Origin of the sequence: Bacillus sp. SRB_8 (genome assembly GCF_003264205.1) — a bacterium.
In the GTDB taxonomy this organism is placed as follows: Bacteria; Bacillota; Bacilli; order Bacillales; family Bacillaceae_G; genus Bacillus_A; species Bacillus_A mycoides.
In genome coordinates, this window is record NZ_NADT01000018.1 from 954,043 (window position 1) to 966,107 (window position 12,065).

General features: G+C 35.0%; 20 protein-coding genes and 1 pseudogene. 11 read left to right on the forward strand and 10 right to left on the reverse strand.

Going from position 1 to position 12,065, the window contains the following annotated elements; all coding sequences use genetic code 11:
- The first annotated feature begins 114 nt into the window (after positions 1–114).
- Genes B5P40_RS15155 through B5P40_RS15165 form a run of 3 tightly spaced genes read left to right on the forward strand, consistent with a single transcriptional unit; the run spans position 115 to position 2,697 of the window.
- Positions 115–1,122, forward strand: coding sequence for an ABC transporter substrate-binding protein (locus B5P40_RS15155; protein WP_113709378.1), 1,008 nt, complete (start codon positions 115–117; stop codon positions 1,120–1,122).
- An 11-nt stretch (positions 1,123–1,133) separates the two neighbouring features.
- Positions 1,134–1,898: an ABC transporter ATP-binding protein gene (locus tag B5P40_RS15160; RefSeq protein WP_113709379.1), complete on the forward strand. Its 765-nt coding sequence runs from the start codon at positions 1,134–1,136 to the stop codon at positions 1,896–1,898.
- Complete coding sequence (locus B5P40_RS15165; RefSeq protein ID WP_113709380.1) at positions 1,891–2,697, forward strand: ABC transporter permease; 807 nt, start codon at positions 1,891–1,893, stop codon at positions 2,695–2,697. The genes B5P40_RS15160 and B5P40_RS15165 overlap by 8 nt, the downstream gene beginning before the upstream one ends.
- A 34-nt stretch (positions 2,698–2,731) precedes the next feature.
- On the opposite strand, the gene B5P40_RS15170 is transcribed toward B5P40_RS15165, so the two are convergent.
- Entirely contained in the window at positions 2,732–2,959 is a 228-nt protein-coding gene (locus B5P40_RS15170) for a hypothetical protein (RefSeq protein ID WP_002129567.1), read from the reverse strand.
- 227 nt (positions 2,960–3,186) lie between these two features.
- Positions 3,187–4,305, reverse strand: a complete 1,119-nt coding sequence (locus tag B5P40_RS15175) for a recombinase family protein (protein WP_113709381.1) — start codon at positions 4,303–4,305, stop codon at positions 3,187–3,189.
- A 93-nt stretch (positions 4,306–4,398) separates the two neighbouring features.
- On the opposite strand from B5P40_RS15175, the gene B5P40_RS15180 reads away from it, so the two are divergent.
- Positions 4,399–5,073 (forward strand): HAD family hydrolase, encoded by a 675-nt coding sequence (locus B5P40_RS15180; protein ID WP_078176450.1) that lies wholly within the window; start codon positions 4,399–4,401, stop codon positions 5,071–5,073.
- Between the two features lie 108 nt (positions 5,074–5,181).
- Here B5P40_RS15180 and B5P40_RS15185 read toward each other — a convergent pair whose 3' ends face one another.
- From B5P40_RS15185 to B5P40_RS15195, 3 genes are all read right to left on the reverse strand, one after another.
- Entirely contained in the window at positions 5,182–5,718 is a 537-nt protein-coding gene (locus B5P40_RS15185) for a DUF3267 domain-containing protein (protein WP_002190990.1), read from the reverse strand.
- Between the two features lie 108 nt (positions 5,719–5,826).
- On the reverse strand, positions 5,827–6,306 hold the full coding sequence (gene mutTA / locus B5P40_RS15190; protein WP_002015736.1) for an antimutator 8-oxo-(dGTP/GTP)ase: 480 nt from the start codon (positions 6,304–6,306) through the stop codon (positions 5,827–5,829).
- A gap of 84 nt (positions 6,307–6,390) precedes the next feature.
- Positions 6,391–6,708, reverse strand: a complete 318-nt coding sequence (locus B5P40_RS15195) for a hypothetical protein (protein ID WP_002089150.1) — start codon at positions 6,706–6,708, stop codon at positions 6,391–6,393.
- A gap of 83 nt (positions 6,709–6,791) precedes the next feature.
- Here B5P40_RS15195 and ytzI point away from each other — a divergent pair, with 83 nt between their 5' ends.
- The 6 genes and pseudogenes from ytzI to B5P40_RS15230 all read left to right on the forward strand — a co-directional run bounded on the left by ytzI (position 6,792) and on the right by B5P40_RS15230 (position 8,486).
- Entirely contained in the window at positions 6,792–6,941 is a 150-nt protein-coding gene (gene ytzI, locus B5P40_RS15200; protein ID WP_002143497.1) for a YtzI protein, read from the forward strand.
- A gap of 1 nt (position 6,942) precedes the next feature.
- Positions 6,943–7,173 carry a DUF3953 domain-containing protein gene (locus tag B5P40_RS15205; protein ID WP_002190991.1) on the forward strand — a complete coding sequence of 77 codons (231 nt, stop codon included), beginning with the start codon at positions 6,943–6,945 and terminating at the stop codon, positions 7,171–7,173.
- A 13-nt stretch (positions 7,174–7,186) separates the two neighbouring features.
- Positions 7,187–7,417, forward strand: coding sequence for a YczI family protein (locus B5P40_RS15210; RefSeq protein ID WP_078176449.1), 231 nt, complete (start codon positions 7,187–7,189; stop codon positions 7,415–7,417).
- Positions 7,418–7,757: 340 nt separating this feature from the next.
- A complete protein-coding gene (locus B5P40_RS15220; RefSeq protein ID WP_002129577.1) occupies positions 7,758–7,991 on the forward strand; it encodes a hypothetical protein in 234 nt (77 codons plus the stop codon).
- Positions 7,992–8,020: 29 nt separating this feature from the next.
- Positions 8,021–8,244 (forward strand): annotated as a pseudogene (locus B5P40_RS34015) (hypothetical protein).
- An 11-nt stretch (positions 8,245–8,255) separates the two neighbouring features.
- Complete coding sequence (locus tag B5P40_RS15230; RefSeq protein WP_002034460.1) at positions 8,256–8,486, forward strand: YczI family protein; 231 nt, start codon at positions 8,256–8,258, stop codon at positions 8,484–8,486.
- A gap of 27 nt (positions 8,487–8,513) precedes the next feature.
- On the opposite strand, the gene B5P40_RS15235 is transcribed toward B5P40_RS15230, so the two are convergent.
- The 4 genes from B5P40_RS15235 to luxS form a co-directional block, all read right to left on the reverse strand.
- A complete protein-coding gene (locus B5P40_RS15235; protein WP_002129581.1) occupies positions 8,514–8,828 on the reverse strand; it encodes a DMT family transporter in 315 nt (104 codons plus the stop codon).
- Position 8,829: 1 nt separating this feature from the next.
- Positions 8,830–9,525 (reverse strand): DMT family transporter, encoded by a 696-nt coding sequence (locus B5P40_RS15240; RefSeq protein WP_113709382.1) that lies wholly within the window; start codon positions 9,523–9,525, stop codon positions 8,830–8,832.
- Positions 9,522–10,283: a MerR family transcriptional regulator gene (locus B5P40_RS15245; protein WP_078176448.1), complete on the reverse strand. Its 762-nt coding sequence runs from the start codon at positions 10,281–10,283 to the stop codon at positions 9,522–9,524. Before B5P40_RS15245 ends, B5P40_RS15240 begins: the two co-directional genes overlap by 4 nt.
- 236 nt (positions 10,284–10,519) lie before the next feature.
- Positions 10,520–10,993, reverse strand: a complete 474-nt coding sequence (luxS, locus tag B5P40_RS15250; protein WP_001141371.1) for an S-ribosylhomocysteine lyase LuxS — start codon at positions 10,991–10,993, stop codon at positions 10,520–10,522.
- A gap of 128 nt (positions 10,994–11,121) precedes the next feature.
- On the opposite strand from luxS, the gene yidD reads away from it, so the two are divergent.
- A complete protein-coding gene (gene yidD / locus B5P40_RS15255) occupies positions 11,122–11,358 on the forward strand; it encodes a membrane protein insertion efficiency factor YidD (protein ID WP_002112460.1) in 237 nt (78 codons plus the stop codon).
- Here the strand turns inward: yidD and B5P40_RS15260 are convergent.
- On the reverse strand, positions 11,355–11,918 hold the full coding sequence (locus B5P40_RS15260) for a beta-class carbonic anhydrase (protein WP_002015742.1): 564 nt from the start codon (positions 11,916–11,918) through the stop codon (positions 11,355–11,357). The two genes, yidD and B5P40_RS15260, sit on opposite strands and share 4 nt — an antisense overlap.
- Positions 11,919–12,065: the final 147 nt, after the last annotated feature.

Consider the following 12,065-nt stretch of genomic DNA (forward strand, 5'->3'; position numbering starts at 1 on the left):
ACCCCTTATATTTGTACTTCTTTACTACCCAAAAAATTCCTGCTATATATACTCACATATGGGCACTTACCTACATATTATGCTTGTAGATTGACTTCTAGGAGGTGTCATATAGTGAAAAAATTAATAACCGTTTTTTGCATCATGTTACTAGCTGTTTTCACATTCGCTGCTTGTAGTAGTACAAAGGAAAGTACGAAAGAACAAGCTCAAAAAATTCGCGTTGGCGAAGTTACACACTCTCTTTTCTACGCACCATTATATGTTGGAATTGAAAAAGGATTTTTTAAAGATGAAGGCTTAAATATTGACTTACAAACAACAGCTGGCGGAGATAAAACGATGACCACCCTTTTATCTGGCGGAATTGATATTGCTCTCGTTGGTTCAGAAACGTCTATTTATGTTCATCAACAAGGAGCAAAAGATCCTGTCATTAATTTTGCACAGCTTACACAAACAGATGGCACATTTTTAGTTTCCCGTAAAAAATTAGACTCTTTTAATTGGAACGACGTAAAAGGCGTTACGTTTTTAGGACAGCGTAAAGGCGGCATGCCGCAAATGGTTGGTGAATACGTTTTAAAGAAAAATGGCATTGACCCTCGCAAAGATACGAACTTAATTCAAAATATCGAGTTTGCTAATATTGCAAATGCCTTTGCATCTGGTACGGGAGAATTTGTACAGCTCTTTGAACCGACTGCAAGTATACTTGAAAAAGAAGGAAAAGGTTATATCGTCGCGTCTTTCGGAGCTGAATCTGGTACTGTCCCTTATACAACGTTTATGGCAAAAGAAAGTTTCTTAAAGAAAGATAAAGCTGCTGCAGAAAAATTCACGCGCGCACTATATAAAGCGCAGCAATGGGTTGATACACATAGTCCAGAAGAGATTGCCGATGCCGTTTCACCACTATTTAAAGACACTTCAAAAGACATTTCAGTAAAAGTAATTGAGCGCTACAAAAAACAACATTCATATGCGACAAATCCATTATTAGATGATGCAGAATGGAAACAAATCCAAACGATTATGAAAGAATCTGGTGAATTACAAAAAGAAGTTCCACATGAAGCGCTCGTCAATACAAAAATTGCCGAAAGCGTTATTAAGAAATAGAGGCGAAGTGTATGAGCTTTTTACAAATACGTAACGTTTCTCACTGCTTTTTTGCAAAAGAAAATGCCAAACTTATTCTTGAAGATATGAGTTTGCAAGTAGACGAAGGCGAATTTATTTCAATCCTTGGTCCAAGTGGTTGCGGAAAAACAACGCTCCTCTCCATCATCGCAGGTCTACTCGATCCAATTGAAGGTATCGTATTTTTAGATGGTGAACCGATTACAAGTAAGACCCCCTCTATGGGCTATATGCTCCAGCAAGATTACTTGTTTCCGTGGAAAACAATTGAAGAAAATATTATGCTCGGACTTCATATTCGGAAGGTTTATGATGAAAATACGAAAGAACATACATTAAAGCTTTTAAAACAAGTCGGCCTATATGATATAGAACAGCAATACCCTCGTGAACTATCCGGTGGTATGCGCCAACGTGCTGCACTCGTTCGAACATTAGCGACCGACCCAAAAATTTTATTGTTAGATGAACCATTTTCCGCTCTTGATTATCAAACAAAATTAAAACTAGAAGATCTCGTCTTCACATTACTACGTAACTATAAGAAAACCTCCCTACTTGTGACACATGATATTGAAGAAGCAATTGCGATGAGTGATCGTATTTATTTGCTGCAGGCAAACCCTGGAAAAATTGCAAAAACATTCATCGTCCCAGAAAGTATCCGTTCCTTATCGCCGTTAGAAGCACGCCACCACCATGACTTCCCATCCCTCTTCCAAGAAATATGGAAGGAGTTGGAACGAATTGGATAATATAAAACAACTACATGAACAGTTTCGAAAAAAAGAAAGACAACATGCATGGTTAGCTCGCTCTTTACAACTTGTACTTCTTGTTCTTTTCTTTGCACTATGGGAAATAGCTAGTAAAAAAGAATGGATTGATCCTTTACTCTTTAGTTCTCCTTCAAGTATTTGGGATCTCTTTTTAACGAAATGGATTGACGGCTCACTTTGGGTCCACATATGGACGACATTACTTGAAACAGGAGTAGGTTTTATTCTCGGAACTGTACTTGGAGCTATTATTGCTACTCTCCTTTGGTGGATGCCACTTTTGGCCCGCGTACTTGATCCTTATCTCGTCGTCCTAAATGCAATGCCAAAAGTTGCACTCGGTCCAATCATCATTGTTATTTTCGGTCCAAATATTTCATCCTCTATCGCAATGGGGGTAATCATCTCTATCATCATTACCATTCTCGTTATTTACAGCGCATTTCAAGAAGTCAATTCCAACTATATTAAGGTCATGGACACATTTGGCGCAAATAAATGGCAATGCTATAAGCACGTTATTCTCCCTTCATCTTTCCCTGCAATTATTTCAACGTTAAAAGTGAATGTTGGCTTATCATGGGTCGGTGTTATTTTCGGGGAACTCCTCGTTTCTAAACAAGGACTTGGCTATTTAATTAGCTACGGATTCCAAGTCTTTAACTTCACACTCGTCTTGCTCAGTGTATTGCTCACTTGCGTCCTCGCAACTCTTATGTATGTATTTGTCGAGGCATTTGAAAAACTCCTTATTGGAAAACGAAAAAAAAGCTGACTTAGAGCGATATGCTAGAGTCAGCTTCTTTCTCTTACCTTTTATCACACATTTTCGAATCGTCTGCAATATTCCCATTAGCAACCGTAACTGTATGGAAACAATCTTTCACACGCACCGTAACGACATTATCTTTTCGATCAATAATATGATAATCATTAAACTCTTTATTTAATGCACTACGAATTTGCTCCCCTTCAAAAATCGGAAAACCGTGAGACATTACCCAAATGAGACCAGCAACAGCAAGAATCGTTTTCATACGTTTCATTACCTCCTCGAGAGTAAACTTATAGCCCCTATACTATGCGCATTATAATTGTGTCTATTTTGTGACGTTTTTATACTAATTCTATTTTAATGATTCAGTTCCTTCTTCTTTTTTTAAAAAAAGACAGAATTTTCAATTTTATCAACATGAAGAAACGCAAAGAACTACAATTCTTCACGTTTTCCCTTGGCTAAAATATATCGAACACATAATTCGCATTAGTGTCCACTTGGTTGTTCCATCGTTTTCGACACATCATATAACCCAGCTAACACTTCCGCTCTCATTTTTACAAGCTCGGAGAATTGATAGAAGAAGGCAATTTTTTTATATTTTAATTCTGTTCCTTCTTTCACCTTTTTTGAATCTTGTAAAATAAACGCTGTAAATGTATCCGCAATATCCTCTGCTACATTTGTCGTCCCATACAATGAAACAAACTCACCATGCTTTTCCTTAAAAAATTCAATTTGAGCTTCTTCGCTTTCTTCCACTTTCTTTTCTGTCCACTCCTGGTCAATTGGTTTCCAGAAAGAATTATAAAATTGATTTATATAAGAGCTCTCCTTGGCACATCCTTCTTGTAAGAAAAGAGATTTACATTTATTTTGGTATGATGAAATATCTTTATCTTCTTCAAAAGCCTTTAAGTACTTTTCATTTACTGGTATTTGTTTATGTCCCAGCGTCAATACGTGAGCCGTCTCATGTATTAATGTTTTCACCACTTGATCGATATTTACTGCAGAATCAAGCGTATCTAAACTAATGGTCCACTCTTTCGGATACTCCATACTTGGCATAACATGAGCCACAATTCCATCGTATCCATCTGTTACCATATCAAACTCTTTTATGTCAGTGCGATACTTAGCAGGAATAAGCGTGCTATACATCTCCCATAACGATTCATGATAATCCCTATCTTGACGTTGCTTTAATACTTCTTCTTTCGCGTCCTTATCCTCCGCAAAAGCCTTATTCAATCGTTTGCGATCTAGTTTATCGAAATAAGGATCTACAATTTCATCACCATCGATATAATAAGAAGCTAAAAAGAAATAATTTTCATCATCCTTTTTTTTCATTTCTGCTTCTTTCATATCGTTACTTGAATGTCCTTCTAAATCATAATCCTCTAGTACTTCAAGTTCTGAAAGTCCATCTATCTTTTTATATACTTTTTGAAGTGTTTTATCACCTACTTGTACGCATTTTTCTGTCGTTTCGCACACATCTTTTTTCTCTCTTTTCGAAGTTTGCTCCGACATATCACATCCAGCTACTAAGCCCGTTGAAATCATAAAACACATTAACTTGCCATACAGTTTCTTCATACGCACCTCCATTATTCCATTCTACAAAAATATCATAATCATTTTTTAACGAATATGCGATAATTAATTATAAAAGCTGTATGGAGGTTTCCCATGATTCGAGCAGTCTTATTTGACTTAGATGGAACACTATTAGATCGTCGCCAATCTCTAGAGCAATTTATTCGCGATCAATATAATCGCTTCGCCTTTCATTTGATAAACATAGAAAAATTCGAGTATTGCTCTCGTTTTCTCGAACTCGACAATAATGGTTACACGTGGAAAGATAAGGTATATTCCACTCTCCTTTGCGAATACAACATTACCACTTTAACGCAAGAGCAACTGCTACACGACTACATTACAAACTTCCAACATCATTGTATTCCTTTCCAAAACATGCATGAATTACTTCAACAACTAACTCAGCGAAACATTAAAATTGGTATTATTACAAACGGCTTTACTAAATTTCAGATGAGCAACCTTCGAGCACTAAACATACATACGTATACAAACACAATTTTCATTTCAGAAGCAGAAGGAATTAAAAAACCACATCCTGAGATTTTCGAACGAGCTTTGCAAAAGCTAAACGTAAAAGCAGAAGAATGCCTTTACGTTGGAGACCATCCAGAAAATGATGTGCTTGCTTCTGAACAAGTAGGGATTCGTGGCGTTTGGAAGAGAGATTTATTTTGGGGTGACTTTGAACATTCACGTGTGGTGGATGATTTATTAGAGGTGCTTTCGTTTTTAGAGGTGGAGGTAAAAACAAGACGATAGTAAATGAAATTTCACTTTATCAGCGATTCAACAAGAAACATCGGCTTACCGACAAAAGCTGACAAACAAAAAAGAGGCCATTTTTCAAAAATGCCTCCTCTTCCTTTATTATTCATATACTGTAAACTGCGGTTTGCTCGGATGATCTTTAACTAGCGCATCATCTGGAAACTTTGAAACTTTTTTATATAAAGCAATGTCACCGATACAACCTGCTGCTAGTAGAATCCCTAAAAATGAGAGTGGCTCCAGATTCATAGCTAATCCCAATACAATTGGTAAAATTCCAGTTGGTAAAAACGGAAGCATTAACACTGTCTTCATTTGCTTTACTGTAATCACCTGTTTAGAATGAGCATATGCAGCACCTAATTTCCAATTGACGCCCCATTTTAGTTCACTCCACGGAACACCTCCGATATAACGAAATCCAATTAAATGTATTGCCTCATGAATACAAACGAGAATAATCATTCCAATAATCAAAAGAAACATAATCGGCAATGTAATTTCAATTTGAAACTCGCCTGAAAAAAGCGCATGTAAATAACCAATTCCAATCGCCAGAGCAAATATTATAAAAAATGAATAAATATTTAATTTAACCATTGAAACAGAGACAGTTGTTTCTTTTCTGTTATCCACCTTTTCACCTCCTAAAATGTAAATATATCTTTACAAAATTGTATAATATACCCAAAGTAATATAAAGATATATTTACATTTTGAACATAAAAAAAGAAACCGGCCATTTTACTTCGTAAAACAGCCGATTTCTTCTATATGTTTCATCGTACGCGCTAATACATCATCGCGCATAATAAAGCTAAATTTTCTATCAGTTTTAATATTATCAGGAATGTCTTTTAATAAAACAGACCCTTTCGTTTCTTCGTAATGCGTATGTTGCTCTACCGCACTAATTGTTGCAAAATAAATGTTTTTAATGATTATTTTGTCTTTTCCGGATACTTTGTATTGCCCTAAGTAAGTTAAATCAGAAACTATGCCGCCGGTTTCCTCATGAACTTCTCGAACTGCCGCTTCTTCCGGTGTTTCCCCGAGTTCTACTTTACCACCTGGAAATTCAAGACCACGGCGTAAATGATGCGTTAATAACCATTGATCCCCGTACCGGCATACAACCCAAACATGCTTTGGCTCAGGAGAAAATGGGTAACGTTCAAACGATAATTGTACAGTGTTGTGGTAATAATCTTTAAATTTGTACATGCCATTACTCCCCTATTGATGATTACAAGTTTTTCCTACCACAAATTGTAGCATATTCTCGCTTTTCTGCATAATATTATCCAATTACAATCCATTGATTATTCCCATTTGTGCGACTAATTCTTTCGTTTCATGATTCCCTAGATCATAAATCATTTTATATGCTTTTTGTAGTTGTTCATCATATCGATCATTATTCGAATCGTGATGATACTCAACGAATGGAACGTGGGAGCGTACATATGAACCTAAGTCCTCTTCATACGCTTGATCAAAATACTCTCTTAACTCCGTAATCTCTTCGTCATTTGCATAAATTTCAAAATTATACGTATCCGCCGTCTTCACTTGCGAAATTTGACCATTTCCAACTGATATATAATATGTTTTTTTATTCTCCATGTAACACCCTTCTTTCATCCTTTTAATTTCTATTGTTTTCATCAATTACAAAATTATGTAAAATAAAGAAAAGGAGGGATTTCATGCTCAAAATATTAATTATCGGCATTATAATCGTACTGATCATATTAGTACTCTCCGTTATGACGATTAATAAAGGCTACGCATATAAACATTCTGTTGATAAGCCCGACGATAACCCTTACTCGAAAAATAATAAGGAGGAATCATAGTATGCTTCGTATACTTCGCATCGCAATCGCACTCACTGTGATAATTATGTCGGCAATTGGGCTCTATACAGGTCAAAATAACTTTCTACCACTTTCACAATTTCTATTAGGAGCTTTAATGTTTCTCATCGCAATTGAGCAAATAAAAAAGAAGGATTCAGGAACCGGGTTTATTTGCATTGTTGCTGGTGCTTTCATTTGGCTTGTTTTTATCATTACCTACATAAAATAGAGGAGGGTCTTTTATGCTGAAAGGATTACGGATTACTTTATCACTTATTGCTTTATCTATAGCAATCTATAGCTTTTTTACTGGTAATAGGGAAATCATGCCTTATATGTTCATCTTTTTAGGGGGGATGGCTTTCATTATTAGTATAGAGGAAATCTTGAAACAGCAAAAAGGTGGTAGCATACTTGCTCTGTTAACAGGAGCTGTTGCTTTATTTCTTGGCTTCTCAGAAATATTTCGATAAATAGTCTCTTTAAAGGAGGAATTCGATGCTAACTGGAATACGCTATTTTTTCATGCTTCTCACAATCTCTCTTTGCACTTATTCTCTTGCTACCGATAATTTCACACTTCTCCCATACATGCAATTTGCTCTCAGTTGTTTCTTTATTCTTCTAGGAATTAATGAACTGAAATCCGGAAGAAAATCAATGGGTATCTCGCATTTTTTCGTTTCTATTCTTATGCTCTTCATTGTAATATCGAACTACCTTCGTTACATGTAGAATGAAACTTTAAATACCAACTACGAACTGTTATTACATTGAAGGCTAATTTAAAACTACAAGAAGATAGGTGGTAGTATGCTAAAAACATTTCGCATCATATCCGCTCTTATTGTCATCTCTCTCGCTCTATATGGAATATCTACAAACCCGCTTGTTACGATGCCCTATATGCTTATTGCCTTATCTATTATGACTTTCATCATGAGCGCAGAAGAAAAACAGAAAGGAAAGAAAGTACATAGTACACTCTCCTTCTTTTCTGGCGTATTTACTTTAATCGTCGCTATTATAATTATTATCTCCAGGTAACTAACTCTTGCTACTTAAAAGGGGCTAAAATGCACATAAAACAAATACAACTAATCATCGTTTTTATTACTTTGATTCTATGTTTATACAGTACATTTACAATGAACTTTCAAATCTTTTCACCTACCATTTGTATGGCATTTTAGTAGGAATTGAGATGATTCAAAAGCAGTAAAAGCAAATTGGAGCTATTAGCATCGGTTTAAGTATGTTTACCATTATTTTTGTCATTCCATTTATACTGTTCTTCTAAAGGAGGATTTCATGTTAAAAAACATTCGAATTATAATAGCGACTATCGCTCTTATTCTCGCCCTATTTAGCCTCTTTTCAAACTTCTCTATGCTTTTACCATTCGTATTTATCCTTTTAAGTATTATGTTTATCCTTTTTGGAATTGATGAAATAAAAGAGCGGCAAAAAGCAAAAGCATTTGTTTATTTACTCGGTTCTGCCTTTATTTTATATGTTGGGGTGTCTAGTCTACTTTCATAAAAAAAGAAGAGCAGATTTTGCTCTTCTTTAACTCACTACTTTCAATCCAATAATCGTCCCCATAATCCCAACGATACAAATAATCCGAAAAGCGTTTTTAGGTTCTTGAAAGAATAAAATACCGACAACTGCTGCCCCGAGCGTTCCGATTCCAGTCCAAACTGCATATGCGATGGATAACTGAATTTCTTGAAGCGCCATCGTTAAAAATTGAAAACTAATAATAAAACCACCTATTAAAATAATATTATTCGTCCAACTATTATTTTTTGCTACTTTCTTTATCCCAATTACACCGACAATTTCAAAGAGCCCAGCTATAATTAAATACATCCATGCCATTTTATTTCACCTCTTCCTTGTCGCCACTAAATTTCAATCCGATAATAAATAATGCTAATAAACAAACAAGGAAAATTTTAATAAACGAAAATGGCTCTTTAAAATATAAAATATCTACTACTATCGTTCCCACTGTCCCAATTCCAGTAAATACTGCATATGCCGTTCCAATTGGGATTCTTTTAGTTGCTTCAATTAATAGATGAAAGCTAGATAAAATTGCAATAAGTGTCAAAATACTCATCGAATTTGTTTTTAATCCTGTTGCCCAATATATTTCGATTAAGCCTCCAAATACTAAATACAGCCACGCCCTATTTGTACTAATCTCCTTTTTCTTTTTCACTTCTTCTTTTACCTCTTGTCGCATTTCTTGTTTTGAAGAGCTACGTTTCTTTTTCGGAAAAAGAATGTAAGACATCGCCCATATAAAATGAATCATAAGTACCGATGTCCAAACACTGACAATGGTATTAATAGTTTCATTTTTATAAAAGCCTATTTGTTTATTCAAAATCCATTCTTTCATATGAAGAATATAAGATCCACTTGGTAACTCTTGAGCTGGTACAAGCCCTATTACAAAAATAAATAAAAGCTGTGCAAGAATGAAAATGCTCGCATGTTTATAAAAGTATTGCCGCTCTAATCGTGCGTGCTCCTTTCCATATAGCTTCTCTTTTTGCATAGCTGTCATTTATCTTCCTCCTTTTTCAAATAATAATCTACCATTTCATCTATATACTTCATTGTTTCCGAATCAAGTCCATATACTTTTGCAATCTCCCCCTCTTCAGGTCTAATTAATTCCCAATACTTATTTATTAATTGTTCATCTTCTTGAAATATATGCATGGAAAAAGCCACTACTTTTTCCGCCAATTGTTGAACTTCTGGTGAATCTACTGGTTCATTTATACGCTCACGAATTTCTCTTAATACTTGCAACCACTCTTTCGTTCTTTTATCGTTTTCTTCAAATGTTGGTAAGCCCTGAATAATCTGCTGCTCTTCCTCATTAAAATACCTTTTCCAAAATTTCTCCCTCTGATCAATTCCCTGTACGGATTTTATAAATAACATTAAATCCTCTGTTTTAAGCTCCCCTGTTAATTCAATGGAATGAAATGTTGTATATAATAGTTTTTCTAAGTCCTGTAATCTTTTTACTTCTGCTTGTATTGTTCGAATCTCATTTTGAATTGCACTTTTCCATCTTTCTTCTGAATTTCCCTTTTCCTCTTTTAACACTTTTTTTATTTCCGAAAGCTTAAAACCAAGCTTTTTAAACGTTGTTATTTGTTGCAATGTAATTACATCATCTTTTGAATAGTAACGATATCCTGACTCGGCAACGTACGACGGTTTTAATAATCCAATTTCCTCATAATATCTAAGTGTTCTCGTCGTTACATTCGTTTCTTTTGAAATTTCACCAATGCTATACTTATCCATCGTTTCCTCCTCACGCCTTATTTATCTTCACTATAAACTTTGACGTATACGTTAAAGTCAATACTCCATTCACACAAAAAACTCCTGTTTTTCAAACAGGAGCTCTCATTAATATATTCACCTACTGCCTTTCATTTCTTAAAAATGCTCATAAGTGAAACTCATTGTTTTTATATAAAATCTGTACCTTTCTCTTTTACAAATAAAAAAGCTGCCCTTTCACAGGCAGTTTTTCTTTATCCAAATACTTTTTCAAGTTCATCTTTATCTTGGCTTAGCCAGAAGTTCATTAAGCGTTGTGCTCCTTCTAAGTCGTGAAGCTTCGCTTGGCCACATTGTGTTTCATTTGCAGCTGGAATTTCTGTAATTTGAACCGCATCTTTTAATGTTAGTTCTAATAAATCAATGATTTCTCGAACCGTCGGTGTTCCGCTTACTACAAGATAATATCCTGTTTGGCAACCCATTGGTGAAATATCGATAATATCAAAATGCGGATAACGATCAATATATTTACGTAAATTAAATGCTAATAAATGTTCTAACGTATGAATAACATCTGGTTTCATTGCTTGTTTATTCGGTTGGCAAAAACGAATATCGAATTTATTTACAATACCGTCGCTACCTACGTTGTGAACTCCGCAATGTCTTACATAAGGTGCCTTTACAATCGTATGATCTAATTCAAAGCTTTCTACTGATGGCATACAACATCTCTCCCGCTTTTAATTTAATTCCGTTATATCCAATATGATATAACGGAAATGCACATTAGTAAAGTATTATGTACTGTCGTGCTATAATACTTTAAGACTATGCTGAAAAGGAGACCATTATGAAACAGATTTTTATCGGTATTATACGCTTTTATCAAAAGTTCATTTCTCCGATGACACCGCCAACGTGCCGCTTTCATCCGACTTGCTCTCATTATGGATTAGAAGCGTTTCAAAAACACGGTGCCTTCAAAGGATTTTGGCTTACATGTAAGCGTATATTAAAATGTCACCCTTTCCATCCAGGAGGATTTGATCCTGTCCCAGATAAAAAGGATGACAAAGTAAATTCTTAATTGTCGTAACCATTTACAACTAAATCTAATTTTCCTGTGTCAGGATCTATAACAAGACCGTGAACAGGTACTTCTTCCGGAAGTAACGGATGGTTGCGGAGTATTGACACACTATGTTCTACACTTTCTTCTACACTAGAGAACCCTTGTAAGAATCTTTCTAAATCGATTCCAGAATAACGAAGTGTATCTAATTTCTCTTCTGTTACGCCGCGCTCTTTCATTTTTTCAATTGTACTGCTTGCTTGAATTTTTGCCATACCACAATCATGATGACCGACAACACATACTTCATCAGCTCCAAGCTCATATACAGCGACTAAAATACTACGCATAATACTTCCGAATGGATGTGAAATAACAGCGCCTGCTACTTTAATAATTTTCACATCACCGTTACGCATATTCATTGCTTTCGGTAATAATTCAACAAGACGAGTATCCATACAAGAGATAATTACCATTTTTTTATTTGGAAATTTTCCTGTTTCATACTCTTCGTATTTTTTCTCTTCAACGAATTTTTCATTGTATTGTAAAATCTCTTCTAATGACTTCATAGTAAAGAACCCTCTTTTCTCTCATTTACATTACATATGTAGTGTACCAAAATTTGAAAAACTCAAAAAGGATATTTCTTTATAGTAAAAATAGGATATTTTCAGATAATCGACATAATTCTTTCAAAATATACACACACCTTTGTA

What these genes read in the sequence shown, in the direction of transcription:
- B5P40_RS15210 (WP_078176449.1), top strand. Translation starts at nt 7,187, where the DNA reads ATGCTGAAAGGATTACGGATTACTTTATCACTTATTGCTTTATCTATA.
- ytzI (WP_002143497.1), top strand. Translation starts at nt 6,792, where the DNA reads ATGCTCAAAATATTAATTATCGGCATTATAATCGTACTGATCATATTA.
- B5P40_RS15260 (WP_002015742.1), bottom strand. Translation starts at nt 11,918, where the DNA reads ATGAAGTCATTAGAAGAGATTTTACAATACAATGAAAAATTCGTTGAA.
- B5P40_RS15230 (WP_002034460.1), top strand. Translation starts at nt 8,256, where the DNA reads ATGTTAAAAAACATTCGAATTATAATAGCGACTATCGCTCTTATTCTC.
- B5P40_RS15205 (WP_002190991.1), top strand. Translation starts at nt 6,943, where the DNA reads ATGCTTCGTATACTTCGCATCGCAATCGCACTCACTGTGATAATTATG.
- B5P40_RS15180 (WP_078176450.1), top strand. Translation starts at nt 4,399, where the DNA reads ATGATTCGAGCAGTCTTATTTGACTTAGATGGAACACTATTAGATCGT.
- B5P40_RS15240 (WP_113709382.1), bottom strand. Translation starts at nt 9,525, where the DNA reads ATGACAGCTATGCAAAAAGAGAAGCTATATGGAAAGGAGCACGCACGA.
- B5P40_RS15235 (WP_002129581.1), bottom strand. Translation starts at nt 8,828, where the DNA reads ATGGCATGGATGTATTTAATTATAGCTGGGCTCTTTGAAATTGTCGGT.
- B5P40_RS15245 (WP_078176448.1), bottom strand. Translation starts at nt 10,283, where the DNA reads ATGGATAAGTATAGCATTGGTGAAATTTCAAAAGAAACGAATGTAACG.
- B5P40_RS15160 (WP_113709379.1), top strand. Translation starts at nt 1,134, where the DNA reads ATGAGCTTTTTACAAATACGTAACGTTTCTCACTGCTTTTTTGCAAAA.
- B5P40_RS15175 (WP_113709381.1), bottom strand. Translation starts at nt 4,305, where the DNA reads ATGAAGAAACTGTATGGCAAGTTAATGTGTTTTATGATTTCAACGGGC.
- B5P40_RS15170 (WP_002129567.1), bottom strand. Translation starts at nt 2,959, where the DNA reads ATGAAAACGATTCTTGCTGTTGCTGGTCTCATTTGGGTAATGTCTCAC.
- B5P40_RS15220 (WP_002129577.1), top strand. Translation starts at nt 7,758, where the DNA reads ATGCTAAAAACATTTCGCATCATATCCGCTCTTATTGTCATCTCTCTC.
- yidD (WP_002112460.1), top strand. Translation starts at nt 11,122, where the DNA reads ATGAAACAGATTTTTATCGGTATTATACGCTTTTATCAAAAGTTCATT.
- luxS (WP_001141371.1), bottom strand. Translation starts at nt 10,993, where the DNA reads ATGCCATCAGTAGAAAGCTTTGAATTAGATCATACGATTGTAAAGGCA.
- mutTA (WP_002015736.1), bottom strand. Translation starts at nt 6,306, where the DNA reads ATGTACAAATTTAAAGATTATTACCACAACACTGTACAATTATCGTTT.
- B5P40_RS15195 (WP_002089150.1), bottom strand. Translation starts at nt 6,708, where the DNA reads ATGGAGAATAAAAAAACATATTATATATCAGTTGGAAATGGTCAAATT.